This is a genomic window from Fulverythrobacter ferritrahens, assembly GCF_020539485.1.
Lineage (GTDB): Bacteria > Pseudomonadota > Alphaproteobacteria > Sphingomonadales > Sphingomonadaceae > Andeanibacterium > Andeanibacterium ferritrahens.
In genome coordinates this window covers 274,025-298,751 of record NZ_JACDXU010000002.1, presented here as the reverse complement: position 1 = coordinate 298,751, position 24,727 = coordinate 274,025, and the positions used below count along the sequence as shown (strand labels likewise).

Genomic DNA, 24,727 nt, shown 5'->3' with positions numbered 1-24,727 from the left:
GCGCCCCGGTGTAACTGGCCGCCTGTGCACGCTCGGCAAATCGCGGGCTTTCGCCGCGCCATCCGCTGTGCCACAAGCGCCCGCGTCCCCGGCGCTGCGATGCCGATAGTAAGAGGATCACCAAGTGCTGTCACTATTGGCCGCCACTGTCAGCGAGGCCGCCAGCAATGGCCCGATTCTGTGGGAAAATCTGGGCCTGAGGCCCGGGATCGACCTGGGCTTCTTCACCCTGCGCTATTATTCGCTGGCCTATATTCTGGGCATCGCCTTCGGCTGGTGGCACCTGTCGAAGATGGTCAAGGCGCCCGGCGCGCCCATGGCACAGCGCCATGTGGAAGATCTGTTCTTCTATTGCACCCTGGGCATCATTCTGGGCGGGCGCCTGGGCTATGCCACGTTCTATACCGGCGGGAATACCGGCATCCCCAGCCTGTGGGCCCATCCCGGCGAGCTGATCAAGCTGTGGGAAGGCGGCATGAGCTTCCATGGCGGGTTGATCGGCGTGCTGCTGGCCGTCGTCTGGGTCTGCTGGCGCGGCAAGCTGCCCTTCCTGCGCGTGATCGATTATGTGGCGGTCACCGTGCCCGTGGGCATGATGCTGGGCCGCCTTGCGAACTTCATCAATGGCGAGCTGTGGGGCCGCCCCACCGATGTGCCCTGGGCCATGGTATTCCCCGGCGCGGGGCCGCTGCCGCGCCACCCTTCGCAGCTATATGAAGCCGCGCTGGAAGGGGCGGTGCTCGTGGTGATAATGCTGCTGCTGTTCTGGAAGACCAATGCGCGCTTCCGCCCCGGCCTGATGGCGGGCGTGTTCACCGCCGGAATCTCCATTGCGCGCTTCACCGTGGAATTCTTCCGCGAGCCCGATGCCCAGCTGGAGGAATTCGCACGGCAGACCGGGCTTTCGATGGGCCAGTGGTTGACCATCCCGCTGATCCTGCTGGGCATCGCCGTGGCAGTGCGCGCGCTTATGCGGCCTCCGCTGGCAACCGCAGCCGCTGCACCCGCCCAGCCCGCAGTCAATCCGGCTGCATGAGCGGGCAGCCGGAAGGGAGCCTTGCCGCCAGTTTCCGGCGCCTGATCGCCGCGACCGGGCCGATCAGCCTTGCCCACTACATGGCGGAGGCGAATGCCCGCTATTACGGGTCGCGCGATCCCTTCGGCACTGGGGGCGATTTCGTCACCGCGCCGGAAATCAGCCAGATGTTCGGCGAGCTGGTGGGGCTGTGGCTGGCGGATATGTGGCATCGCGCGGGCCAGCCGGTTCCGGTCCATTATGTCGAACTGGGGCCGGGGCGCGGCACGCTGGCGCGCGACGCCTTGCGCGCCATGGCCCGCGCCGGGCTCGCCCCGCAGGTCCATCTGGTGGAAGGCTCCCCCTCTCTGCGGGAAATCCAGCGGGAGGCAGTACCCCAGGCGCAATGGCACCACGATCTCTCCACATTGCCCAGTGATGGCCCGATCCTGCTGGCGGCGAATGAATTTCTCGATGCATTGCCGGTGCGCCAGCTGGTGAAGACCCCCGGCGGCTGGCGGGAACGCATGGTCGCGGTGGACGAGAGCGGGGCCTTCGTCTGCCTCGCAGGCACCTCACCCATGGATTCGGCCTTGCCGGAAGAACTGCGCGATGCGGCGCAGGGCACGCTGGTGGAAACCTGCCCCGCCGCCGCGGCCGTGGTGCAGGAAGTGGCCGGGCGGCTGGCGGCGCAGGGCGGGGCGGCCTTGTTCATCGATTATGGCCATGCCGCGCCGCGAACCGGCTCCACCCTGCAAGCCGTGCGTGCGCATCAGAAGGTCGATCCCTTCGCCGATCCGGGCGAGGCGGATCTGACCGCCCATGTCGATTTCGCAACCCTCGCTCCCGTGGCGCAGGCCCATGGCGCGCAATGGCTCGGCACCACCGGCCAGGGCCCGTGGCTCACCGCGCTGGGGATGGATGCCCGCGCCGCCGCCCTCACGCGCGCCGCGCCGCATCTGGCCGGCGAGATAGAGGCCGCGCGCCATCGGCTGGTCGCGGAAGAGGAAATGGGCGATCTGTTCAAGGTGATGGGCCTTGCGGCATCCGGCTGGCCGCAGGGCGCGGGGTTCTGAACCCATGAACGCGCGCGGCCTCGTCCACCATATCGATCTGACGGTGAGCGATCTGGCCCGTTCCCGCCCCTTCTATGATTCGGTGCTGGGCTTCATGGGCTATGCCCGGTCTGACGATCATGCCAACGGCACCGATTGGGACTGGCAGGGAGAAGGCCCCTTTCATTCCATCGGCATCCTGCTCGCCCGCGGGGATAATGCCGCGCGCCTGCATGATCGCTACTCCCCCGGCCTGCATCATCTTGCCTGGACGGCCAGCGATCCGGCAGATGTGGACCGGCTCCATGCCCTGCTGCTGGAAATCGGCGCCACGGTGCTCGATCCCCCGGCCTTCTATCCGCGCTATGGCCCGGACTATTACGCAGTGTTCTTTGCCGATCCGGATGGGTTGAAGCTGGAATTCGTTTCCGGGCGGACGGGGTAGGTCAGGTGAAAGATTTCATCCCAAACCCGTCATCCTGAACTGGTTTCAGGATCCATTCTTCCCCGCGAGCGCCAGTTCAATCTGCATAAACAGATCCTGGAAGCGAAGCTGTGCTTGCACAAACAAGTTCAGGATGACGATGGCTTGATTTGACGTCGTCTCATCCACCCCCAATTTGACAATGTCCGTGACAGCGCCCCGCCGCTTTGCTTAACTGCCCCGCAGAAAAATATCTCGGGGGAGAATGCAGATGCTCAATAATATCAAGCGGAGCCTTGCCCAATCCGCGCTGGCCCAATCCGCGCTGGCCCTATCCGCGCTGGCTGCGGTCGCGCTGGCCAGCAGCCCTGCCCAGGCGCAGGAAAAGGCGCGGATCGAATGGAAGACTTTCCACAGCAAGGCCATGGAAGGCAATCTGGAGAGCAATTCCGCCGATCGCGGGGCCTATGTCGTCACCCCTCCGGGCTATGACCAGCATCCCGAAAAGCGCTATCCCGTGGTCTATTTCCTCCACGGCTACTGGGCCACGCCCCAGATGTATCAGGAGAGCATGAAGTTCGACGAGGCAGTGGACGAAGCCGCCCGCGCCGGGAACGAGGTGATCATGGTGATCCCCGATGGCCATTCCAAACTGAAGGGCGGCTTCTATTCCAGCTCGCCCACTGTCGGGAATTACGAAGCTTTCGTGGGCGAGGATCTGGTGAAGTGGGTGGATGCCACCTACCGCACCATTGCCAGGCGCGAGGCACGCGGGCTTTCCGGCCATTCCATGGGCGGATACGGCACGATGCGGTTGGGCATGAAATATCCTGAAACCTTCTCCAGCCTCTATGCCATGAGCGCCTGCTGCCTTTCGCCCATGAAAGTGGACGAGGCCGGGGCGAAGCGGATCGAGGCAATGACTGAAGAGGATATCGCCAAGGCCGATTTCGGCGGGCTGGCCCAGCTTTCCACTCTGGCCACATGGTCGCCCGATCCCACCAAACCGCCCAAATATGTCGATACCGGGCTGCGGGCCGATGGCACGATGGACCCGCTGGTGAATGCCAAGCTGGCCGCCAATTCGATCCTGGCGATGGTGCCGCAATATCTCCCGGCGCTGCGCCAGATGAAGGCCATCGGGCTGGAAGTGGGCGACAAGGATTTCCTGTTCAACGATAATACCGCCCTGAATGCGGAACTGACCACTTATGGCGTGGCCCATGGCTGGGAAACCTATGACGGGGATCACGGCAACCGCATTCCGGAACGTATCCGCACGAAGCTGCTGCCCTTTTTCGCCCAACACCTTGCGCGGAAATAGGCGCGTGACCCGGCATCTTGCCGCTCTTGCGGCGCTCGCTTTCGCCGCCTTCGCCCAGATCCACCCCGCCGCCGCGCAGGAAAAGGCGCGGGTGGATCTGGTGAAGGTCCACAGCCCCGCCATCGCGGGCAATCTTGAAGGCAATCCGGCGGATCGCACCGTCTATGTCGTGACCCCGCCCGGTTACGACCAGCATCCCGAAAAACGCTATCCCGTGGTCTATTTCCTCCATGGCTATTTCGTGGAGCCCAAGGCCTATGCCGAACTGTTCGATCTCGAAGGCGCGCTGACCGGCGCTGGTGCAGCGGGGAACGACGTGATCTTCGTGATGCCGGACGGGTTCTCCAAACATCGCGGCTCCTTCTATTCCAACTCGCCCACCACCGGGAATTATGAAGATTTCATAGCGCATGATCTGGTGGCCTGGGTGGACGCGCATTACCGCACGCTCGCCCGGCGGGAGAGCCGGGGCCTCGCCGGTCATTCCATGGGCGGCTATGGCGCGATGCGCGTGGGGATGAAGCATCCGGAGGTGTTCTCCAGCCTTTATGTCATGAGCGCGGGCGGCGGCTCAGTGAAACTCATCACCCGGGAAATGGCCGAACGGGCGCAGGCAGACGACGGCACAGTGGACCTGTCCGCCCCCATCGGCGGCGCTCAGGGCGATCTGGCCCAGCTGGCCGCATGGTCGCCCGACCCGCAGCGTCCGCCCAATTTCATCAATGCCGGCTTGCGGCCCGATGGCACGATCGACCCGGTGGTGCAGGCGCGCATGGCGGCCAATTCGCTGATGGGAATGCTGCCGCAGCATATTCGCGAGCTGAAGCAGTATGACGCAATCATGCTGGATGTGGGGGATAAGGACGGGCTGGCCGCGGATAGCCGCACCATGTCCTCGGAACTGACCCGCTTCGGCATCGTTCACAGGCTGGAGATCTATGATGGCGGCCATGGGGACAAGGTGAAGGACCGGCTGCGCAGCAATGTGCTGCCCTTCTTCGCCGCGCATCTGGGCCGCTAGATAACAGGGAAGGATTCTTGGAAATGCTGAGGAAACTCGCGGCTCTGGCGGCGACATTCGCCGTGCTGGCTGCCACGCCTGCCATGGCGCAGAACATCACCGCCCCGCCCGCCCCGGTACCCGCCGGGATCACCGTGGAAACGATCAAGGTTCACAGCCCATCGCTGGAAGGCAATCTGGAAGGCAATTCCACCGAGCGCGAGGCGCTGGTGGTGCTTCCCCCCAGCTACGGCAAGGACAAGAAGAAGCGTTACCGCGTGGTCTATTACCTCCACGGCTTCGCGATTGACGGGCGCAATTTCTACAACTTCATGAAGGTGCCCGATGCGGTGAACAACTCGGCCAAGCGCGGCGAGGAATTCATCGTGGTGGTGCCCGATACGCTCACCAAGCTGGGCGGCAGCATGTATTCCAGCTCGGTGACGACGGGCGATTTCCGCGCCTTCGTGGCCAAGGATCTGGTTGCCTATGTCGACAGCCATTACCGCACCATCGCCAAGCGCGAAGGGCGCGGCCTCGCCGGCCATTCCATGGGCGGTTACGGCACCTGGGTGATCGGCATGACCTATCCGCAAACCTTCAACGCGATCTATGCGCAGAACGCCTGCTGCATCAGCCCGCGCACCGAAACGGAAGAAAGCGCGAAGAAGCTCTCCAGCCTGCCGATCGAGCAGGGTGTGAAGGCCGATTTCGGCACGCGCGCCGGGCTTTCCTCCATCGTCGCATGGTCGCCTAACCCGCAGAACCCGCCCTATTTCGCGGATTTTCCCTATAAGGACGGCAAGGTGGACCAGCTGGTGATCGCCAAGTGGGCGGCCAATTCGCCCTATGCCATGGTTGCTTCCCACGTTCCCGCGCTCAAGAGCTTCCGCGCCATCGGATCGGATGCGGGCGACAAGGACGGCCTGCTGCATGACGATACGATGATCCACGAGGAGCTCGACCGCTTCGGTATCGCGAACCAGTGGGCCGTCTATGATGGCGACCACGTCAACCGCATCGCCCAGCGCTTCGACGAAGTGGTGCTGCCCTTCATGGCGAAGCATCTCGACCGGAAGTAAGTTCCCGATCCTCCCCGGGGATTGCCTCGGGGAGGATTATTTGCCCGCCAGCGCATCCACTTCGCGCTGTTCCTGCGGCACCGCGCGCGGCGCATCTCCCTTCACCCACAATTCCAGCGCATCGATGTCGCTCATGCCGACAGTCGCCTCCCGCTGGGCAGCCAGAAGGGTGAAGCTGTCGCCGCCTCCCGCCAGGAAGCTGTTGGTGGTGACGCGGTAATTTGCGGCCATGTCCAGCGGTTTGCCGTCCAGCTCGATCCGCACGATCCGGTCGCCGACGGTACGGCTCCTGTCATACCAGTAAGTAAAGCCTGCCGAGGGGGCGAGATGCTGCTCGGGGGCATTATCGTCAAATCCCTGTTCCAGCACGGCCTTGATTTCCGCCCCGGTCATGGTCTGGGTGACCAACGTATTGGTGAAGGGCTGGGTCTTGTAGAGATCGCCGAAAGTCAGCACGCCGCCGGGGCCCGGATTGAGCGTCGCGCGTACTCCGAAGGGGTTCATGAAGGCGATCTGAGCCCCTGCCTTGCGGCTCGCGGCCAGCTGCGCATCGGCGATGAGATTGGCCGCGGTGCCGCCATCCGCGCCATCGCCCTTGATCGCCGGCCCGGCAATCGCGCCCACGGACCGCAGCGCATATTCCGCCGCCCGATCAGTATAAAGCTTCACATAGCCTGCGATGTCGGGGCGGGGCTGGAACTGCTCGAACAGCGGCGAATTGGGCATCTCGCCGCGCGGAGAGACATAGGGGCGTGATTGCACGATCACATTATGCGCCTGCTTGCGCACCACGCGGCGAGCGGCGGGATCGATCTCCAGCGCAATATCGGTCACCAGTTCGCCGAACACGCCCGCACTGGTCAGCAGGAAGGGTCGGGACGGGTCCACCGTGCCGTAGTCACAGACATAGGACCAATGGGTGTGGCCCGATACGACCACATCCACGCGCGCATCGAGCCGGGTCAGAATCGGCAGAATCTCGCCCGAAAGCGCCTCGCAGCCATTGGGATCGGGCTTGCCATTGGTCCGCCCGCCCTGATGGATCAGCACCACGATGGCATCCGCCCCTTCGCTCTTCAGCTTCGGGATCGCGGTATTGATCGCCTGTGCTTCGTCCCCGAAAGTGAGCCCGGCCACGCCATCGGGCGAGACGAGGCTGGGCGTATCCTTCAGCGTCAGCCCGATGAAGCCCACGCTGACCTTCGCCTTGCCGCTGCCGAAGCTCTTGATGCCGGTGGCTGGGAACAGCGTCGCGCCATCCTTCGTAAAAGTGCTGGCAGACAGGAAGCGGAATGTCGCACCTTGGAATTGTTCCACCTGACACGGTTCGCGAGTGGTGAATTTGGCGCAACCGCCCGTCTGCTTGCGCAGCAATTCCTGCTCTCCGCTGTCGAATTCGTGATTGCCCACGGCGTTGAAGTCCAGCCCGATGCGGTTCATCACGCCGATGGCCGGCTCGTCGAGGAACAGCGAGGAGGCGAGCTGCGAAGCGCTGATCAGGTCGCCTGCCGAAACCACGGCATTGTTGGGATATTTCGCCCGGATGGAATCCACCGCCGAAGCCAGCCACGCTGCACCGCCGGCGGGAACCATCGTGACGCCGCCCTTGCCGTCTCCCACCACGACAGACTGGTTGGGCGGCTCAAGCGCGCCATGGAAATCGTTGATCGCCACAATCCCCACGGTGACGGTCCCGACCGGCGGCGCCTCGGGCGTCTTCTGGCGTAGCGTGAAGACGCCGTGATCGTAGCTCGCGGCACAGCCCGAGAGAGTAAAGGCGAGGATTGCCGGGGCGAAAAGGGCGCGGGGAGAGAGACACTTCATGCGCGAATCCTTGCCGGAAAGCATGACAGCATCATGGCGCGGCCGGGCCTATGGGCCAAGCCGCGCCGGGATTCAATTCGTCCGGACCTTTAGATGTCCAGATTCGCCACGTTCAGCGCGTTCTGCTGAATGAAGTCGCGGCGGGGTTCCACCACGTCGCCCATCAGGCGAGTGAAGATTTCGTCCGTAACGTCGGCATCTTCCACCTTCACCTGCAGCAGCACGCGGTTTTCAGGGTCCAGCGTGGTTTCCCAGAGCTGTTCCGCATTCATTTCGCCGAGGCCTTTGTAGCGCGAGATGGACAGGCCCTTGCGGCCCGCCTCCATGACGGCATCCAGTAGCTGCGAAGGCCGCGTGATACCGCCATCGGCCACGACCGACGACGCGACGGGGGCTTCCTCGCCATCCTCGGTCGTTTCGGGTTCCGGCTCCGGTTCGGCGCTGCCCTTGGTCAGACGGGCTGGAGCATCGTAAAATTCCGCGGTCTGCACGGCCAACTGGTGCATCTTGCGCGCTTCGGCGCTGGTGAGGAAGGCTGCATCAATCTCGTGCGCGTCGGTCACGCCGCGCCAGAGGCGCGCGAACAGCACAGTGCCGTCCTCGCGGCGCTGCACGTTCCACCGGGCTTCGGGATCACCCATGCCAAGATGGCGCGCGGCCTGTTCCAGTGCGGCAAGCCGCGCCGAATCCGCCAAGGCGGGATCGAGCGCTCCGGCCATACCCATGGCTTCCACCACCGCGGAATTATATTTGCGGGGCACGAAGGCCATCAGATTCTTCATGCGCAACGCATGATCGACCAGCCCCGACAGTTCCGCACCGCCACGTACGACGCCCAGGTTGTTTTCCAGCACCCGGCCCTGCAGGCCCGCTTCCACCAGATAGCGGTCAAGCTCGCCCTGGTCCTTCACATAGACTTCGCTGCGGCCCTTGCTGACCTTGAACAGCGGCGGCTGGGCGATGAACAGGTGCCCGGCCTTGATGATCTCCGGCATCTGGCGATGGAAGAAGGTCAGCAGCAGGGTACGGATATGCGCGCCGTCCACGTCGGCGTCGGTCATGATGATGATCTTGTGGTAACGCAACTTGTCCAGATTGAACTCGTCACGCAGGCCGGTGCCCATTGCCTGTATCAGCGTGCCCACTTCCTTGGAGCTGATGATCCGGTCAAACCGGGCGCGTTCCACATTCAGGATCTTGCCGCGCAGGGGCAGGATCGCCTGATACTGACTGTCGCGCCCGCTCTTGGCGGAACCGCCTGCGGAATCACCCTCGACCAGGAACAATTCGCATTTGCTGGCGTCGCGCTCGCGGCAGTCGGACAGCTTGCCGGGCAGGCTGGCGATGTCCATCGCACCCTTGCGCCGGGTCAGTTCGCGAGCCTTGCGCGCCGCTTCGCGCGCAGCGGCGGCATCCACCACCTTCTGGACGATTTCCTTGGCGTTGGCCGGATTTTCCTCCAGCCATTCGTTCATCTTGTCCGCCATCAGGCTTTCCAGCGGCTGGCGCACTTCGGAGGAGACGAGCTTGTCCTTGGTCTGGCTGGAGAACTTGGGATCGGGCAGCTTGACCGAAACGATCGCGGTCAGCCCTTCGCGCATATCCTCGCCAGTGAGGTTCACCTTCTCCTTCTTCAGCAGGCCGGATTTTTCGGCGTAGCTGTTGAGCGTGCGGGTCAGCGCGGCGCGGAAGGCGGCCAGATGGGTGCCACCATCGCGCTGGGGGATGTTATTGGTGAAGCACAGCACGTTCTCGTAATAGGAATCGTTCCATTCGAGAGCGACATCGATCCCGATCCCCTCCCGGTTGGAACTGATCGCGATCGGATCGGGCAGCAGGGCCTGCTTGTTGCGGTCGAGATATTTGACGAATGCCGCGATCCCGCCTTCGTAATAGAGATCGTGCTCCACCGGTTCGGCCGGGCGACGGTCGCGCAGCAGGATGTGAACGCCCGAATTGAGGAAGGCGAGTTCGCGATAGCGGTGCTCGAGCTTCTCGAAATCGAATTCCGTGACGTTCTTGAACGTGTCCGTCGAAGCGAGGAAGGTCACGCGGGTGCCCTTCTTGGGCAGGCCGCCTTCCAGAACCGGGGCATCGCCGGTGATCTTGAGCGGTTCCACCGGGTCGCCATGCTGGAAGCGCATCCAGTGTTCCTTGCCGTCACGCCAGACGGTCAGCTCCAGCCATTCGGACAGGGCATTGACCACGCTGACGCCCACGCCGTGCAGACCGCCCGAAACCTTGTAGGCGTTGTCATCGCTCGTATTCTCGAATTTCCCGCCCGCGTGAAGCTGGGTCATGATCACTTCAGCGGCGGAAACACCTTCTTCCGAGTGAATGTCGGTGGGAATCCCGCGCCCATTGTCCTCGACGCTCACCGATCCATCGGGATTGAGTTCGATCAGCACCAGGTCGCAATGGCCGGCCAGCGCCTCGTCAATCGCGTTGTCCGATACTTCGAACACCATGTGGTGCAGGCCCGAACCATCATCCGTATCGCCAATATACATGCCGGGGCGTTTGCGCACTGCATCCAGGCCTTTGAGAACCTTGATGCTGTCAGCGCCATAGGAGCTGGTGTTCGGGGTGTTATCGGGTGTTTCTGCCATAGCCATCATATAGGCACGACGGCCCCGGTTAGGAAGCGTTGATGGCCATGTTCCAACAGGCTTGTGGCAAGTCTGCGGAAGCAGTGCGCCCGCCGCAGAGGGAGAGGATGCGGCGGGCCACCGGTTTGCCGCCCCGCAGGGCGGCGGAAGCTCAGTCAGCGGCGGGAAGCATGGCTTCCAGTTCGTTCAGGGCCTTGGCCTTGGCGTCGGTGACGCAATCCTCAACCGCCTGCTTGCCGTAGAAACGGAACATCGACGGCATGCGGCAGGCGCGCGAGACGGCGCTATCGATACGATCCCTGGCGGTATCGACTGCGACGGGATCGCTCAGGTCGAGCCCGGCCATGCGAACGCGAACGGTCACTTCGCCTGCAACGGCGGGGGTGGCTGCACCGGCGACGGAGGCGGCAACGGTGGCGGCAGCGAGAAGGGGAAGGATGAACTTACGCATTGCACATTCCTTTTCGAGGTTCGGCCAGTGCGGGCCTGGCGACCCTCTTGTGGTTTTCCGCCAGGAGCAGGCTGTGTTTGTCAAAGTCATGCTGCAATGCAGCGGAAAATTGTGCAAATGCAAAAATTTCGCCGCTTGTTGCGTGTGAGGCAACAGCTGGCAGGCTGTTTCCGGAAACGAAAACAGCCGCCCCGAGGGGCGGCTGCCTGTTGCCGGTACGTATGCGTTCGTGGAAGCTCAGAGCGTCCAGATGAACGGCATCGGGTACCGTGCGGCACCACGAACATAGAGTTCGACAACGCGCTTTGCAAAAGCGGTCATGACTGGACTCCTTGGATGGGATCGCGGGCAGCTAAGGGGGGGAGAGGAGCTGCCCGCGAAACTGTGTAACTGTTTGCTGAGGGCGCATATGGTGACCCACCGCCGATGCTGCAAGTGCGAAAATCGCGACGCCTGTTGCGTCGAACGCAACCACGGCAAGCGCCGCCTCATAACAAAAATGCCGCCCCCGCTGAGCGAGGACGGCATTCGAAATAAAGGGCGGCCGCGGCTTAGATGCTTGCGAACGCGAAACTCTTGGCCAGCTGCTCTTCAGCGCCGGACTTGGCTGCGGACTTGCAGCTTTCCCAGGACTGCATCGTCTTGAGATCGCGGCTGTCGGGCTTGACGCACGCGACCTTGATCGCAGCGGCAACGCGGGTTTCGAGGGCCTTGCGGCCAGCTTCGGTGGTGAGATCCAGATCGCCGTGCGACACGGAAACGGTCACTTCTTCAGCCGCGGCGGGGGCGGCGAAAGCGCCCGAGAGGCACATGGCGGCAAAGGCGGTTACGACAAGGCTACGCATTTCGAATTCTCCGTTAAGGTGGTCCAGGCCGCCTTCCTTGGTCATCCTGTACTTGTCGTTCTATCGTTCTACAGGCCTTATGGTGCACTGCACAAGCAAACTGTGCAAATGCGAAATTTGCGAGGGACGTTGCATGAAAGTCAACGCCATCGGTCATCGAAATGTAATGGGAATTACCGCCCTTTGGGGCCGCCCCCTATAGGGTGGGGGCGGCTTGCCTTGGGGGTCCAATTAGAGCGTGATCAGATGATCGCAGCGCTCAGCAGCAGGCCGCTGGTCGAAACCGCAGCAAGCAGCGGAAGGACATGGGTTGCGAGGATGCGCATAGTGTCCACCTGTCGTTTGTGTTTTCTTTGGGTTAGCCGGAAGGCTTTGTGCCCTCTCAGCTTCCGGGGGCGGAGATGGTCGCGATGAAGAAATGTTGCAAGTGCGAAATATGACAGTTCCGTTGCATAATTTTCATCATTTGTTGCCGGATTGGAAACCCCTGTCATGTGCCTCTCTGCCCCAGCTCGCGGTTCTTCGCGCGGGGATGCACGCGCGCGATGGCTGGACAGCGCGGCGTGCTTGATACTAACGCGCCGGGATGGAACCAGCACACCTTCCCGACTCCATCCTGATTGTCGACTTCGGCAGCCAGGTGACCCAGCTCATCGCCCGCCGCGTGCGCGAAGCCGGGGTCTATTCCGAAATCGCACCGTTCTCGATGGCGGAAGAGGCCTTCCATCGCCTCAAGCCCAAGGGGATCATCCTTTCGGGATCGCCCGCCTCGGTCTGTGACGAGGATAGCCCGCGCGCGCCGCAGGTGCTGTTTGACAGCGGACTGCCGATTCTGGGCATCTGCTATGGCCAGCAGGTGATGAGCCACCAGCTGGGCGGCGAAGTCCGGCCCGGCCACGAAACAGGAGAAGGCGGTGAATTCGGCCGCGCCTTCCTGACGGTGACCGAGCCCTGCGTGCTGTTCGACGGCTTGTGGCAAGTGGGCGACCGGCATCAAGTGTGGATGAGCCATGGGGACAAGGTGACGAAATTCGCCCCCGGCTTCCGCATCGTCGCCACCAGCGATGGCGCGCCCTTTGCGCTGATCGCGGATGACGAGCGGCGCTATTACGGCACACAATTCCACCCCGAAGTGGTCCATACGCCTGACGGTGCCAAGCTGATCGCCAATTTCGTGCGCCATGTCTGCGGCCTGAAGGGCGACTGGACCATGGCCGAGTTCCGCAAGACCAAGATCGACGAAATCCGCGCCCAGGTGGGCAGCGGCCGGGTGATCTGCGGCCTTTCCGGCGGGGTCGATTCCGCCGTGGCCGCCGTGCTGATCCACGAGGCGATCGGCGATCAGCTGACCTGCGTCTTCGTCGACCACGGGCTCATGCGGATGAATGAAGCCGAGCAGGTCGTCACCCTGTTCCGCGACCATTACAACATCCCGCTGGTCCATGTGGATGCGGAAGAGATGTTCCTGGGCGGTCTGGCGGGCGTCACCGATCCGGAAGCCAAGCGCAAGTTCATCGGCAAGGCCTTCATCGATCTGTTCGAAGCGGAGGCCAAGAAGATCGGCGGGGCGGACTTCCTTGCGCAGGGCACGCTATATCCCGACGTGATCGAAAGCGTTTCCTTCACCGGGGGGCCTTCGGTGACGATCAAGAGCCACCACAATGTCGGCGGCCTGCCCGAACGCATGAACATGAAGCTGGTGGAACCGCTGCGCGAATTGTTCAAGGACGAGGTCCGCGCACTGGGCCGGGAACTGGGCCTGCCGGAAATCTTCGTGGGCCGCCATCCCTTCCCGGGACCAGGCCTTGCCATCCGCATTCCGGGTGAAGTGACCAAGGAACGCTGCGACATTCTGCGCCGGGCCGATGCGATCTATCTGGAAGAGATCCGCAATGCCGGGCTCTACGATGCGATCTGGCAGGCCTTCGCCGTATTGCTGCCGGTCAAGACCGTGGGCGTGATGGGAGACGGACGCACCTATGACAGCGTCTGCGCCCTACGCGCCGTGACCAGCACCGATGGGATGACCGCCGACATCTATCCCTATGACGCGGCCTTCCTCAGCCGCGTCGCCACGCGCATCATCAATGAAGTGCGCGGCATCAACCGCGTGGTTTACGATTATACGTCGAAGCCGCCGGGCACTATTGAGTGGGAATGATGGGATTGGGTGCGCTCTCAAAAGCGCACCCATCTCGATAGGCCGCGTCAGATAATCCCCACGGCCTTGCCTGCGCGTTCGAACATGCCCAGAATCGTCTGCACCTGTTCGGCCGAATGTTCAGCGCAGAGCGAGCAGCGTAGCAGGGTCATGTTGGCAGGGGTTGCCGGTGGACGGGCGAGATTGACGTAGAGCCCTTCCTTCAGCAGCGCTTCCCACATGGCGGCGCCCTTCTGCAGGTCGGGCATGATCACCGCGATGATCGCGCTTTGCGGGGCATCGGTGCCCAGCTGGAAGCCCAGCTGCTTTAGCCCGCCATGCAGCGTGCGCGAATTTTCCCAAAGATGGGCGCGCTTTTCCCCGCCATGCATCAGCTTGCGGATGCTGGTTGCCGCCGTGGCCACCACGCTGGGCGGCAGGCTGGCGGTGAAGACATAGGGGCGGCAGACGAGGCGCAGCACCTCGAACTTGGGGTGGTTGGACACGCAGAATCCGCCCACCGTGCCCACGCTCTTGGAAAAAGTGCCGATCACGAAATCGACGTCTTCCAGCACGCCCTGCGCTTCGGCTACGCCGCGCCCGTGTTCGCCGATGAAGCCCATCGAATGGGCCTCGTCCACCAGCACCATCGCGCCATTGGCCTTGGCAACGGCGATCATTTCCTTCAGCGGTGCAATGTCGCCCAGCATGGAATAGACGCCTTCCAGCACCACCAGCTTGCCCGCGCCTTCGGGAATGCGTTTCAGCCGCTTTTCCATCGCATCGATGTCATTGTGCTTGAAGGGCACCACCTCGGCATTGCCGAGCGCGCAGCCATCCCAGATCGATGCGTGGCTATCGATATCGAGGACGATGTAATCGCCCTTGCCCGCCACGGTGGAGATGATCCCGAGATTGGCCTGGTAACCGGTGGAGAACACCATGGCATGATCCATGCCATAGAACTCCTTCAACGCTTCCTCGCATTCCTTGTGGCCCTGATAAGTGCCGTTCAGAACGCGGCTGCCCGTGGTGCCTGCACCGTAATTGTCCAGTGCATCCTTGCCGGCCTGAATCACGTCCGGGTCGAAAGTCATGCCCATGTAATTATAGGTGCCCAGCAGGATCGTGTCCCGCCCGTTGCAGATCGCACGGGTGGGGGAGAGCACTTTCTCCATCACCAGGCTGAACGGATCTTCCCCGCCGCCTGCCAGCAACGACTGGCGCAGGGCAATGATGTCGTCGAACTTGCTGAACAGATCACCGGTCATCGCGGTCACTTCTCCCACCGCCCGATCACTTGTCGCTGAGCTTGCAGACCGCATCCACCAGCTGGCCGAAATTCTCGATTTCCGCCTGCTGGTTCATGCTGATGATAATGTCGAATTCGTCCTCGATCGCGGCGACGAAATCCATCACGGTCAGGCTGTCGAACTCAAGGTCCCCAGCGAAGGTGGTGGCGTCGGCGATGTCGGCGCCCTTCTTGTTGAAGGGGGCGATCAGCGAACGGATACGGGTTTCGACTTCTGCGCGGTCCATGTGGGGCTCCTAGGGCTCGATTGCGGCGCAAAAGCGGCGCGTGGGAAGGATGTCAAGCGAAGCTGGAGCTATGCCCCTTTCTCCCCCTCTGGAACAGGGGATGGTTAGACGAGCGCAGCCCGGTGTCCTTCGTCTCCCGGCAATCCCTCTTCGCACCCCGCCAAGCGGCTGATCGGGCGCAGGGTCTATCTCCCTGTCAGGCATGGGAGAGATGCGCGGGATGAGTGGTGCGGAATTCGATTACGTAGTGGTGGGCGGCGGAACGTCGGGCGCGGCGCTGGCGGCGCGGCTGGGGGAACGGGAAGACCGTACGACCTGCCTGCTGGAGGCCGGCGGGCCGGACACCCATCCCTTCATCCATGTGCCGAGCTTCGTGGCAGCGGCGATCCACACCAAGTCGCTGAACTGGAACTTCGCGACCGTGCCCCAGCCGGGCATGGCCGGGCGGCAGATTCCGGTGCCGCGCGGCAAGGTGCTGGGCGGATCGGGCAGCATCAATGGCATGGTCTATTTCCGTGGCCATCCGACGGATTACGACGATTGGGCAGACGCCGGGGCCACCGGCTGGTCCTATGCGGAAGTGCTGCCCTATTTCACGCGCACCGAGAATAACGAGAATTATCCGGAGAGCGTGTTTCACGGCAAAGGCGGGCCGATCAACGTCAAGGTGGTCGATAATCCCAACGCGCTGAACTACGCCTTCATGGACGGGCTCGCCTCGCTGCAATTCCCCGCCTGCCCGGATTTCAATGGCCCCAACTCGGAAGGCTATGGCCGGCGTCAGGGCCTGATGCGCAGCGGGCGGCGCGAAAGCACATCGATCAACATGCTGCGCCCGGCGCTGAAGCGCGGCAATGTCCATGCGCAGACCGGGGCTCCGGTGCGCCGCGTGCTGGTGGAAGAAGGTCGTGCCGTTGGCGTGGAACTGCTCGACGGACGGATCGTGCGCGCCCGGCACGAAGTGGTTCTGTGCGCGGGCGCGGTGCAGACGCCGCAGATCCTGATGCTGTCCGGCATCGGGCCGGGCGCTCATCTGCAGGAAATGGGCATCGAGCTGGTAAAGGACGTCGCAGGCGTGGGCGCCAATTACCACGATCATGTCGCATCCCCCATCCATGTCGAGACGAAAAACACCACATCCTATGGCCTGTCCTTGCCAGCCCTGCCGCGCGACATTTTCCAGCTGTTCCAGTATATCCTGACCCGCAAGGGGCCGCTGGCAGGCAATGTGTTCGAGAGCGTGGCCTTCCTGCGCACGGCCCCCTCGCTGGCCCGGCCCGACGTGCAGTTCGTGTTCCAGCCGGCCAAACGCCTGACCACGAAGATTCCCTTCCCCATCGGCCATGGCTACGCGATCAGCCCGGTGGCGCTTTATCCCAAGGGGCGCGGCACCTTGCGGCTGGCCAGCCCCGATCCCGCCGCCGCACCGCTGATTGACCCGCGCCTGCTGGCCGAGGATGGGGAGATCGACTGCCTGGTCCGCGCGATAAAGATCGCGCGCAAGGTCTTCGCCAGCCAAGCCTTCGCCCCCTTCGGCGGGGTGGAGGTAGCGCCCGGGCCGGAAGTACAGAGCGATGCGGAAATCGACGCCTATATCCGCAGCACAGGCTATACCGTGCACCACCCGGTCGGCACCTGCCGCATGGGTAGCGACAAGGATGCGGTGGTCGATCCGCAATTGCGCTTCAATGGCATTGCCGGGCTGCGCATTGCCGATGCCAGCGTGATGCCCAGCATCATCGGCGGCAATACCAATGCCCCCTGCGTGATGATTGCCGAGCGCGCGGCCGATTTCATACTGGGAAAGTCCGCCCTTCCGCCCGCCGAGCTGCCGCCGGAATCGGTCGCCCGATACAAACCCGCCCCGAAGAAGGCGGCATCCCGCTCGAAGAAAAAAGCCGCCTGAGGAGAGGGCATAATATGGCGAAGGAACACGTCAAAAGCTGGCAGGTGGGCGACGTCACCGTCAGCCGGATCGTGGAAGTGTGGGACTTTCGCGATAACATCAACATGACCATGCCCGATGCGACGCCCGAGGAAGTGATCGCGCTGGAATGGCTGCACCCGCATTACGCCACGCCGGAAGGGCAGCAGCGGATGAACTTCCAGGGCTTTGTGGTGCAGACTCCGACGAAGACCATCGTGGTGGACAGCTGCATCGGCGCCGGGCGCGACCGGCAGTTCGATGTGTTCACCAACCTGCCCGAAGGCTTCATGCAGGATCTGGAGAGCCTTGGCGTGGACCGGCACGATGTGGACATCGTGATGTGCACGCACCTGCATTTCGACCATGTCGGCTGGAACACCTACAAGGACCCGGAAACGGGCGAGTTCAGGCCGACCTTCCCCAATGCCCGCTATCTGTTCGGCAAGACCGAGTTCGAGGCATGGAAGCATATTCGCAATGACGGCATCCACCACCCGGGCCACATGATCGAGTGCGTCGATCCCATCGTGGCGGCGGGCATGGCGGATTTCATCGATGGCGATCACCGCATCTGCGAGGAGCTCTATTGCGAACCCAGCCACGGCCATACGCCCGGCCATGTGCATGTCTGCATCGAATCGAATGGCGAGCGGGCCGTCATCACCGGCGATCTGATGCACCACCCGATGCAATGCGCCATGCCGCAGCGCGACGCGACCTTCGACATGGACAAGGATGCCGGGCGCGCCAGCCGCGTGCGCTTTGCCGAGAAATATACCGATAGCGGCGTGCTGATCATTGGCGCCCATTTCGCCGATCCCACGGCGGGCCATTTCACCACCGACGCCAAAGGCGGACGCTGGTTCAAGGGGCTGGGGTTGTAAGATGGCGCGCGCGATCCCCGACTACCCGCTCGACATCTTCACCCCCGACGCCGTGCGCAATGCGCGCGCGGTGGACGACGCCCTGCGCGAATTCGCCCCCGCAGTGCGGCTGCATGACGGCGTGGTGATGATCGCCCGGCACGAGCATGTGACGAAGGGCCTGCTGGACTGGCAGACCTTTTCCTCCACCTCGCGCCCATGGCACGATCCCAATTCGCCCCGACCGGAAATCCTGCTGACCGACGATCCGCCGCGCCACACGCAGGTGCGCAAGGTAGTGGCCGATGCCCTTTCCCCTCGCGCGCTGGAGCGAGTGAAGACGATCTTCGAGAGCGCCGCACAGGAGTTCGTGGACGAACTTCGCACGAAGGAAGGCGAGGTGGTGGACGCCGTGGGCGACATCACCCAGGCCTATATCTTCCGCGTGCTGCCTGACATTCTGGGCCTGCCGCAGGAAGGACGGCATCACATGCACGGCTTTTCCCAGATGGTCTGGGCCACGATGGGCCCGCCGGGAGAACTGTTCGACGAGGCGATGGATCAGGATTTTTCCGGCGTGATCGAATGGCTGGAAACCACTTGCGAGCGCGACGCGATCGACCCGGAAGGGATCGGGGCGGAGTTCTTCCGCGCGGCGGACCGGGGCCAGGTCACCTTGGCCGAGGCCAAGCTGTTGCTGCAGACCGTGCTGAGCGCGGGGGCGGACACCACCTATCTCACCATGGCCAATGCCATCCGCGCATGGGCCATGTTCCCCGGCGAATATGAGAAGCTGCGCGCCGATCCCAAGCTGTTGCGCAACGCCTTTGACGAGAGCCTGCGCTGGGACAGCCCCAGCCGAATGGCCGGGCGTATCGCGGTAAAGGACGTGGAGGTGGACGACATCCTTATCCCCGCCGGCACGCGCTGCGGGCTGATGTTCGCCGCCGCCAATCGCGATCCGCGCTTCTGGGATGCTCCGGAGGAGTATCGGATCGAACGCGACACGAAACATTCGCTCGGCTGGGGCTATGGCGTGCATGGCTGCGTGGGCCGCGTGCTGGCGCAGATGGAAGCGCAGGCGCTGCTCGGCACCATCGTGCGCGAGGTGGAAGGCTTCGAACTGGCTGGACCTTACGAACCGTGGATGACGACAGTGGGCCATGGCCCGATCCGCCAGCCGGTGCGGCTGAAGTTTGCGTGATGCCATGACTGCCCCCGTCACCCGTATCGACGCGATCCTCTATGCGCGGCACGAGCGTGTGGCGGCGGCCAATTTCTCGCAGCCGGTGGACGATCACGACCTGCCGATGCCGCTCGATTATTATGTCTGGGCGATCCACCGCGAGGGCCATCCTCCGGTGATCGTCGATACCGGCTTTGGCGAAGCAGCAGCCATGGCACGGGGACGCACATTGATCCGCCCCGTGGCCGAAGGACTGCGCGAGGCGGGGATCGACCATCTGCTGGTGGAACATGTGATCCTCACTCACTTGCATTACGATCACGCGGGATCGCTGGGCGCCTTCCCGAATGCGCATTTCCATGTGCAGGATGCCGAACTCGCCTTCGCCACCAGCCGCGCCATGTGCGACCACGATATCCGCGCGCCGTTTGACGCAGAGCCGGTCGCCCAGCTGGTGCGCAAGCTCTATGCGGACCGAGTGGTGTTCCATGCCGGCGATAGCGAATTCGCCCCCGGAATATCACTGCGCATATGCCCGGGCCACACCGCCGGGCTGATGGTAGTATGCTGCGAGACGGCGCGCGGCACGGTGGTTCTGGCTAGCGACGCGGCGCATCTTTACGCCAATATCGCGCGCGCGCTGCCCTTCCCGATCTTCATCGACGAGCCGCAATATCGGGCCGCGCAGGCCCGCGCGCTGGAACTGGCAGGCGGATCGCTCGATCACCTCATTCCCGGCCACGATCCGCTGGTGCTGACCTGCTTCCCGTCGGAAAACGACATCGCCCGCGTGGATCTGCCTCCGCACAAACCCGTTTCGGAGTATCTATGAGCATTGTCGGTTTCATCGGCCTTGGCCGCATGGGCGCCAATATGGCGGCCAACCTTATCGGCCATGCAGACCGCATTCTGGTGCATGATGTCTCGCCCGAAGCCGTCGCCGCGCTGGTGGCGCAGGGGGCGGAAGCCGCCGGATCGTCCAAGGCCTTGGGCGATGAATGCGATATCGTCTTCGCCAGCCTGCCCACTCCGCCCATCGTGCGCGAGGCGATCCTCGGCCCCGGCGGCGTGGCCGAAGGCAGCAGGGTGAAGATCATTTGTGATCTTTCGACCTCCGGCCCGCGTCTGGCGCAAGACCTGCACGCCGCGCTCTCCGCCAAGGGCATCGCCAGCATCGACGCGCCGGTTTCCGGCGGGATCAAGGGCGCGAAGGATGGCACTCTGGCAATCATGGCTGGCGGGCCGCAGGCGGGCTACGATCAGATCCTCCCGCTGCTGCAGCTTATGGGCAAGCCTTTCTACATGGGTGAAACGCCCGGAGCCGGGCAGGTGATGAAGCTGGTCAACAATCTGCTGGGCGCAGTGGCCATCGGCGTCACCTCCGAAGGCATGGCGATGGGGATCAAGGCCGGGCTGGACCCTGCCCGCATGATCGAGGTGCTGAACAGCGGCACCGGCATCAATTCCGCCACGCGCGACAAATGGCCTCGTTCCGTATTACCGCGCAGCTTCGATTTCGGCTTCGCCGCCGCGCTGAGCCTGAAGGATACGAACCTTCTGTTGGACGAGGCCGAGGCCATGGGCGTGCCGCTGCAGCTAGGGCAGGTAGTGCGTACCTATCTGGAACGGGCGCTGGCCGATTACGGGCCCGATGCGGATTTCACCGCCATGGCCAAGGTGGTGGAAGCCGACGCCGGGCTTGACCCGGAACGAGACGTTTGAGGCCCCGATTCGCACGCCGCTTGCCAAGCGTCCAAAGGCTCCATAACCTCCCCTCCCAATGGCCCGATACGAGGCCCGCCGCGAATCTCGCGGCATTGGGAGTTTGGTTGTCATGTCGCTGCTCGAGCAACTGAGCACGGCAGAGGTCGCGCCGTCCGACCGCCTGCCCTTCTGGAACGATATAGCGCGCCTGGTCGCACCCATTCAGGTCGAATCCCTTGGGGAAACGCCGTTCGAGGCGCGGCTCTATCGCCGCAAATTGCGCGATTGCGAATTGCTCTCCCCCTGCTCCAGCCCGGCCCGCATCTACAGCGCACCGGACCATGAGAATGCCGGGGTGCTGAACATCCAGGTGCAACACCGGGGCCGCAGCACCAACCACACGGGCGGGCGCACCGCCGTGCTGGAGGAAGGAGACTTCGTTCTTTACGATCCGTCCAAGCCCCTCTGGCTGAGTTTCGAGGAATATACCCAGGCCATCGTGGTCCGCCTGCCGCTGGCGACCGTGGAAGAACGCATGCCTCATCTGCGCAGCCAGGTGGGCGTTCCCGTCAGCGGGCGGCGCGGCGCCGGTGCATTGTTTTCCAGCTTCATGCGCAATGCGTGGGAAGAGCTGGAGCATGATGGCAGCGGCGAATGGGTTGACGCACTGGGCGATGCGATCTGGCCCTTGCTGGACATGGCCTATGCCGCTTCCCGCCCAGTCATCGAGCCCAACCGGCGTGACGAACGCCGCCGCGCCCTGTTCGAAGCGGTGGAAGCGGATCTGACCGATCCCGATCTGGACGTCCACCGCCTCGCCCGCCGCATGGGCGTTTCCGCGCGCTATGTGCAGATGCTGTTCGCCGAAATGGGCACCACCCCGCGCGCCTTCATCCAGAACCGCCGGCTCGAACTCGCTGCTCGTCGCCTGGAGCGTGAAGGGGGCGACGTGACGGTAACGGACGTGGCCTACGATGTCGGCTTCAATGATCTCTCCAGCTTCTGCCGCGCCTTCCGCCGCCGCTTCGAGATGAGTCCGAGGAACTATCGCGCGGGCGAGCGGGGGTAAGTCCGGCCACCCTGCCCCCCCTTGTCGTCACCCCGGAACAGGTCCGGGGTGACAATGTCAGGCAAATCCACCCCATCCGGCACGCATATCTGGAAAACCTCCCTCGCCCCCTTGGTCCGCCCGGAACCAGCCGCTAGCTCAGGCGCGTGGATTCGCACATCGTCATAGGTGAGGACGAAACGGGCCAGCCGGTCCGGATCGACCTCGAAGAATTGCTGGCAACCCGCTTGCTCGTTCAGGGCAATAGCGGGTCCGGCAAGTCGCACCTGTTGCGCCGCCTGCTGGAGGAAAGCGCCGGCATGGTGCAGCAGGTGGTGGTTGACCCGGAAGGGGATTTCGTTTCGCTGGCCGACCATTTCGGCCATGTGGTGATTGACGGCGCGGCCCATTCCATTGCCGAGATCGAGGCACTGGCAGCGCGCGTGCGGCAACATCGCGCCTCGGTGGTGCTGGCACTGGAAGGGCTGGATGTGGAACAGCAGATCCGCTGCGCCGCCCATTTCGTGACCGCCCTGTTCGATGCCCCGCGCGAACATTGGTTCCCCGCTCTGGTGGTGGTGGACGAGGCGCAGATGTTCGCCCCCGCCGTGGCTGGGGAGATCAGCGAGGATACGCGCCGCATCACGCTGAATGCCATGACCAACCTGATGTGCCGCGGCCGCAAGCGCGGGCTGGCCGGGATTGTGGCCACGCAGCGCCTTGCCAAGCTGGCCAAAAACGTCGCTGCGGAAGCCTCCAACTTCCTGATGGGGCGCACCTTCCTCGATATCGACATGCTGCGAGCGGCCGATTTGCTGGGCATGGAGCGGCGGCAGGCCGAGCGCATCCGCGACCTTGAGCGCGGGCGCTTCCTCGGCCTCGGCCCTGCAATCTGCCGCCGGCCGAGCGCGGTGAAGGTCGGCCCGGTGAAATCCGGCCCCAAGGTGACGGCCAGCAAACTCGCCCCACTGCCGACTGCCCCGGCGGAGGAAATGGAGGCGCTGCTCCATGCCGAACTCGCCTCCGTGATGGAGAGCCAGGCCGAGGCAAAGCGCGCAGCACCGCCGCCACCCGCCTTCACGGCCGAGCAGCTGTCCGAACAGATCACCCGTTTCGAATCGGATCCGGTGGCAAGCGACGAGGATGGGGCGGAGCTTTCCTCTCCTTCCCCAAACGCCGCCGCGCAGGTGGTGGAAGATATCATGCGCGCCATGGCCACGGACCCGCGCGCCGCCTTCCAGCCTTCCGCCGCGCTCTACCAGACCTTCCTGCTCCATTGCCGCAAGCGGCAGGCCAGCGCTGCCACACCCGACATGGCCGGTTTCCGCCGCATGTTCGCCATCGCGCTTGCCCGGCTGGAGGAGCTGGAGCCGCATGTGCGCGATCATATACTGGAAATGGGCAGCGCGCTGGATGACGATGTGCTGGCGCCCTTCCTCACCATCGCGCGCCATGCCGCCGAGGGCATCGAGGAGCCGGATGACGAGGAACTCTCCCGCGTCTACGGCACCAGCTCCCCCGGCCGCATCCGCCGCCTGCTGGAACATCTGGAAAGGAAGGGCCTGATCGTGGTCCGCCACGATTTCGGCGGCGGGCGCACGCTGATCGTGCCCGGTCTGGACGCAGTGCTCAGCGGTTAAATATCGTTCCTGATCGTCGCCAGCGCGCCGCCGTCGATTTCCCACTTCGCGCCGTTGACGTAGCTGGCCTCATCCGAGAGCAGGAAGCTCACCACATTGCCCACCTCGGCGGGCTGGCCCACGCGGTTGAGCGTGGCCACTTCGCCCAGCTTGCGCATACCGGCAGCGACATCGTCGAACATCTGCTCCAGCATGCCGACCAGCAGCGGGGTTTCGATCACGCCGGGCATCACGCAGTTCACCCGCACACCCTTCTGCGCCACTTCGCTGGCCGCCGTGCGAGTAAGGCCCACCGCGCCATGCTTGGCTGCGTTATAGGCGCAGGCGCCCGCAAGGCCGCGTTCGGAACCGATCGAGGCGGTGTTCACCACCGCGCCCTTGCCCCGCTTCACCATGTCGGGCAGCACATAGCGCAGGCCCAGGAACATGCCGCGCAGGTTTACGTGCAGCACCCGGTCGAATTCGGCGACCTCATATTCGTGCGTGGGGGCAAGATGCCCTTCGATCCCGGCATTGTTGAAAAAGCCGTCCACCCGGCCCATCGCCTTCAGCGCCGCCTCTGCATAGCCGACCACCTGCCGCTCATCCGCGCAATCGGCATGATGGCCGAACACCGTATGCCCCGCATCGCTGAGCGTCTTCACCCGTTCTTCCAGCTTTGCCGCATCGATATCCACCAGCATCACCTGCGCGCCTTCGCGGGCGAGGATTTCACAAGTGGCATAGCCGATCGCCCCGGCCGCACCGGTGACGAGCATGGTCTTGCCTTCGTGGCGCTTCATTTCTTGTCTCCCTTGGAGGACCGGAACGGCATGGTGAGGAGGAACAGGATCAGCCCGGGCGTCAGCAGCTTGAACGCGGCACGCGCCTGTTCGGGGGTGAGCGTGGCGCTCATCGGCATGGTGCCGAAGACCTTGCCTTTCAGCACGAGATCGTTGCCCTTCCGCTCGATGGCGGAAACCTGCATCAGTTCGCTCTTGTCAGCGGAATAGATCTTCACAGCCGCACCTCTCGCAAGCAGTCGTTATGCTGAAACGAGTTCAGGGTGACG

At 63.6% G+C, this 24,727-nt stretch carries 22 protein-coding genes; 14 read left to right on the top strand and 8 right to left on the bottom strand.

Annotated features, from left to right (window positions below; all coding sequences use genetic code 11):
• Window positions 1-124 precede the first annotated feature (124 nt).
• The 6 genes from lgt (at window position 125) to H0274_RS09590 (ending at window position 5,900) form a co-directional block, all read left to right on the top strand.
• Window positions 125-1,036 (top strand): prolipoprotein diacylglyceryl transferase, encoded by a 912-nt coding sequence (lgt, locus tag H0274_RS09615; RefSeq protein WP_226795047.1) that lies wholly within the window; start codon window positions 125-127, stop codon window positions 1,034-1,036.
• Window positions 1,033-2,091 (top strand): class I SAM-dependent methyltransferase, encoded by a 1,059-nt coding sequence (locus H0274_RS09610; RefSeq protein ID WP_226795044.1) that lies wholly within the window; start codon window positions 1,033-1,035, stop codon window positions 2,089-2,091. The genes lgt and H0274_RS09610 overlap by 4 nt, the downstream gene beginning before the upstream one ends.
• Window positions 2,092-2,095: 4 nt before the next feature.
• A complete protein-coding gene (locus tag H0274_RS09605) occupies window positions 2,096-2,515 on the top strand; it encodes a VOC family protein (protein WP_226795041.1) in 420 nt (139 codons plus the stop codon).
• 244 nt (window positions 2,516-2,759) lie between these two features.
• Window positions 2,760-3,818: an alpha/beta hydrolase gene (locus tag H0274_RS09600; RefSeq protein ID WP_226795039.1), complete on the top strand. Its 1,059-nt coding sequence runs from the start codon at window positions 2,760-2,762 to the stop codon at window positions 3,816-3,818.
• 4 nt (window positions 3,819-3,822) lie between these two features.
• Window positions 3,823-4,839, top strand: coding sequence for an alpha/beta hydrolase (locus H0274_RS09595; RefSeq protein ID WP_226795037.1), 1,017 nt, complete (start codon window positions 3,823-3,825; stop codon window positions 4,837-4,839).
• Between the two features lie 23 nt (window positions 4,840-4,862).
• On the top strand, window positions 4,863-5,900 hold the full coding sequence (locus H0274_RS09590; protein ID WP_226795035.1) for an alpha/beta hydrolase: 1,038 nt from the start codon (window positions 4,863-4,865) through the stop codon (window positions 5,898-5,900).
• A 36-nt stretch (window positions 5,901-5,936) separates the two neighbouring features.
• Here the strand turns inward: H0274_RS09590 and H0274_RS09585 are convergent, their stop codons facing one another.
• From H0274_RS09585 to H0274_RS09570, 4 genes are all read right to left on the bottom strand, one after another.
• The gene (locus H0274_RS09585) at window positions 5,937-7,724 is read right to left on the bottom strand and encodes a bifunctional metallophosphatase/5'-nucleotidase (RefSeq protein WP_226795033.1); all 1,788 of its coding nucleotides are present in this window, start codon (window positions 7,722-7,724) and stop codon (window positions 5,937-5,939) included.
• Between the two features lie 89 nt (window positions 7,725-7,813).
• On the bottom strand, window positions 7,814-10,333 hold the full coding sequence (gene gyrB, locus H0274_RS09580) for a DNA topoisomerase (ATP-hydrolyzing) subunit B (protein ID WP_226795030.1): 2,520 nt from the start codon (window positions 10,331-10,333) through the stop codon (window positions 7,814-7,816).
• Window positions 10,334-10,484: 151 nt separating this feature from the next.
• The gene (locus H0274_RS09575) at window positions 10,485-10,784 is read right to left on the bottom strand and encodes a UrcA family protein (RefSeq protein WP_226795027.1); all 300 of its coding nucleotides are present in this window, start codon (window positions 10,782-10,784) and stop codon (window positions 10,485-10,487) included.
• A 551-nt stretch (window positions 10,785-11,335) separates the two neighbouring features.
• Window positions 11,336-11,629, bottom strand: coding sequence for a UrcA family protein (locus H0274_RS09570; protein ID WP_226795024.1), 294 nt, complete (start codon window positions 11,627-11,629; stop codon window positions 11,336-11,338).
• A 586-nt stretch (window positions 11,630-12,215) separates the two neighbouring features.
• Here H0274_RS09570 and guaA point away from each other — a divergent pair.
• Window positions 12,216-13,790: a glutamine-hydrolyzing GMP synthase gene (guaA, locus tag H0274_RS09565; protein ID WP_226795021.1), complete on the top strand. Its 1,575-nt coding sequence runs from the start codon at window positions 12,216-12,218 to the stop codon at window positions 13,788-13,790.
• Between the two features lie 47 nt (window positions 13,791-13,837).
• Here the strand turns inward: guaA and spt are convergent, their stop codons facing one another.
• Window positions 13,838-15,040 carry a serine palmitoyltransferase gene (gene spt, locus H0274_RS09560; protein ID WP_226795018.1) on the bottom strand — a complete coding sequence of 401 codons (1,203 nt, stop codon included), beginning with the start codon at window positions 15,038-15,040 and terminating at the stop codon, window positions 13,838-13,840.
• Window positions 15,041-15,065: 25 nt separating this feature from the next.
• Window positions 15,066-15,308, bottom strand: coding sequence for an acyl carrier protein (locus H0274_RS09555; protein WP_226795015.1), 243 nt, complete (start codon window positions 15,306-15,308; stop codon window positions 15,066-15,068).
• 220 nt (window positions 15,309-15,528) lie between these two features.
• On the opposite strand from H0274_RS09555, the gene H0274_RS09550 reads away from it, so the two are divergent.
• From H0274_RS09550 to H0274_RS09520, 7 genes are all read left to right on the top strand, one after another.
• The gene (locus H0274_RS09550; RefSeq protein ID WP_226795012.1) at window positions 15,529-17,214 is read left to right on the top strand and encodes a GMC family oxidoreductase; all 1,686 of its coding nucleotides are present in this window, start codon (window positions 15,529-15,531) and stop codon (window positions 17,212-17,214) included.
• Window positions 17,215-17,228: 14 nt separating this feature from the next.
• Window positions 17,229-18,119 (top strand): MBL fold metallo-hydrolase, encoded by an 891-nt coding sequence (locus H0274_RS09545; protein WP_226795009.1) that lies wholly within the window; start codon window positions 17,229-17,231, stop codon window positions 18,117-18,119.
• A 1-nt stretch (window position 18,120) separates the two neighbouring features.
• Entirely contained in the window at window positions 18,121-19,302 is a 1,182-nt protein-coding gene (locus H0274_RS09540; RefSeq protein ID WP_226795006.1) for a cytochrome P450, read from the top strand.
• Between the two features lie 4 nt (window positions 19,303-19,306).
• The gene (locus H0274_RS09535) at window positions 19,307-20,116 is read left to right on the top strand and encodes an N-acyl homoserine lactonase family protein (RefSeq protein ID WP_226795003.1); all 810 of its coding nucleotides are present in this window, start codon (window positions 19,307-19,309) and stop codon (window positions 20,114-20,116) included.
• Window positions 20,113-21,006: an NAD(P)-dependent oxidoreductase gene (locus tag H0274_RS09530; protein ID WP_226795000.1), complete on the top strand. Its 894-nt coding sequence runs from the start codon at window positions 20,113-20,115 to the stop codon at window positions 21,004-21,006. Before H0274_RS09535 ends, H0274_RS09530 begins: the two co-directional genes overlap by 4 nt.
• Window positions 21,007-21,118: 112 nt before the next feature.
• Entirely contained in the window at window positions 21,119-22,057 is a 939-nt protein-coding gene (locus H0274_RS09525; protein ID WP_226794997.1) for an AraC family transcriptional regulator, read from the top strand.
• 146 nt (window positions 22,058-22,203) lie between these two features.
• Window positions 22,204-23,676, top strand: coding sequence for a helicase HerA domain-containing protein (locus tag H0274_RS09520; protein ID WP_226794994.1), 1,473 nt, complete (start codon window positions 22,204-22,206; stop codon window positions 23,674-23,676).
• Here H0274_RS09520 and H0274_RS09515 read toward each other — a convergent pair.
• Complete coding sequence (locus H0274_RS09515; RefSeq protein ID WP_226794991.1) at window positions 23,673-24,458, bottom strand: SDR family NAD(P)-dependent oxidoreductase; 786 nt, start codon at window positions 24,456-24,458, stop codon at window positions 23,673-23,675. The two genes, H0274_RS09520 and H0274_RS09515, sit on opposite strands and share 4 nt — an antisense overlap.
• Window positions 24,455-24,676 carry a hypothetical protein gene (locus tag H0274_RS09510; protein ID WP_226794988.1) on the bottom strand — a complete coding sequence of 74 codons (222 nt, stop codon included), beginning with the start codon at window positions 24,674-24,676 and terminating at the stop codon, window positions 24,455-24,457. Before H0274_RS09510 ends, H0274_RS09515 begins: the two co-directional genes overlap by 4 nt.
• Between the last annotated feature and the right edge of the window lie 51 nt (window positions 24,677-24,727).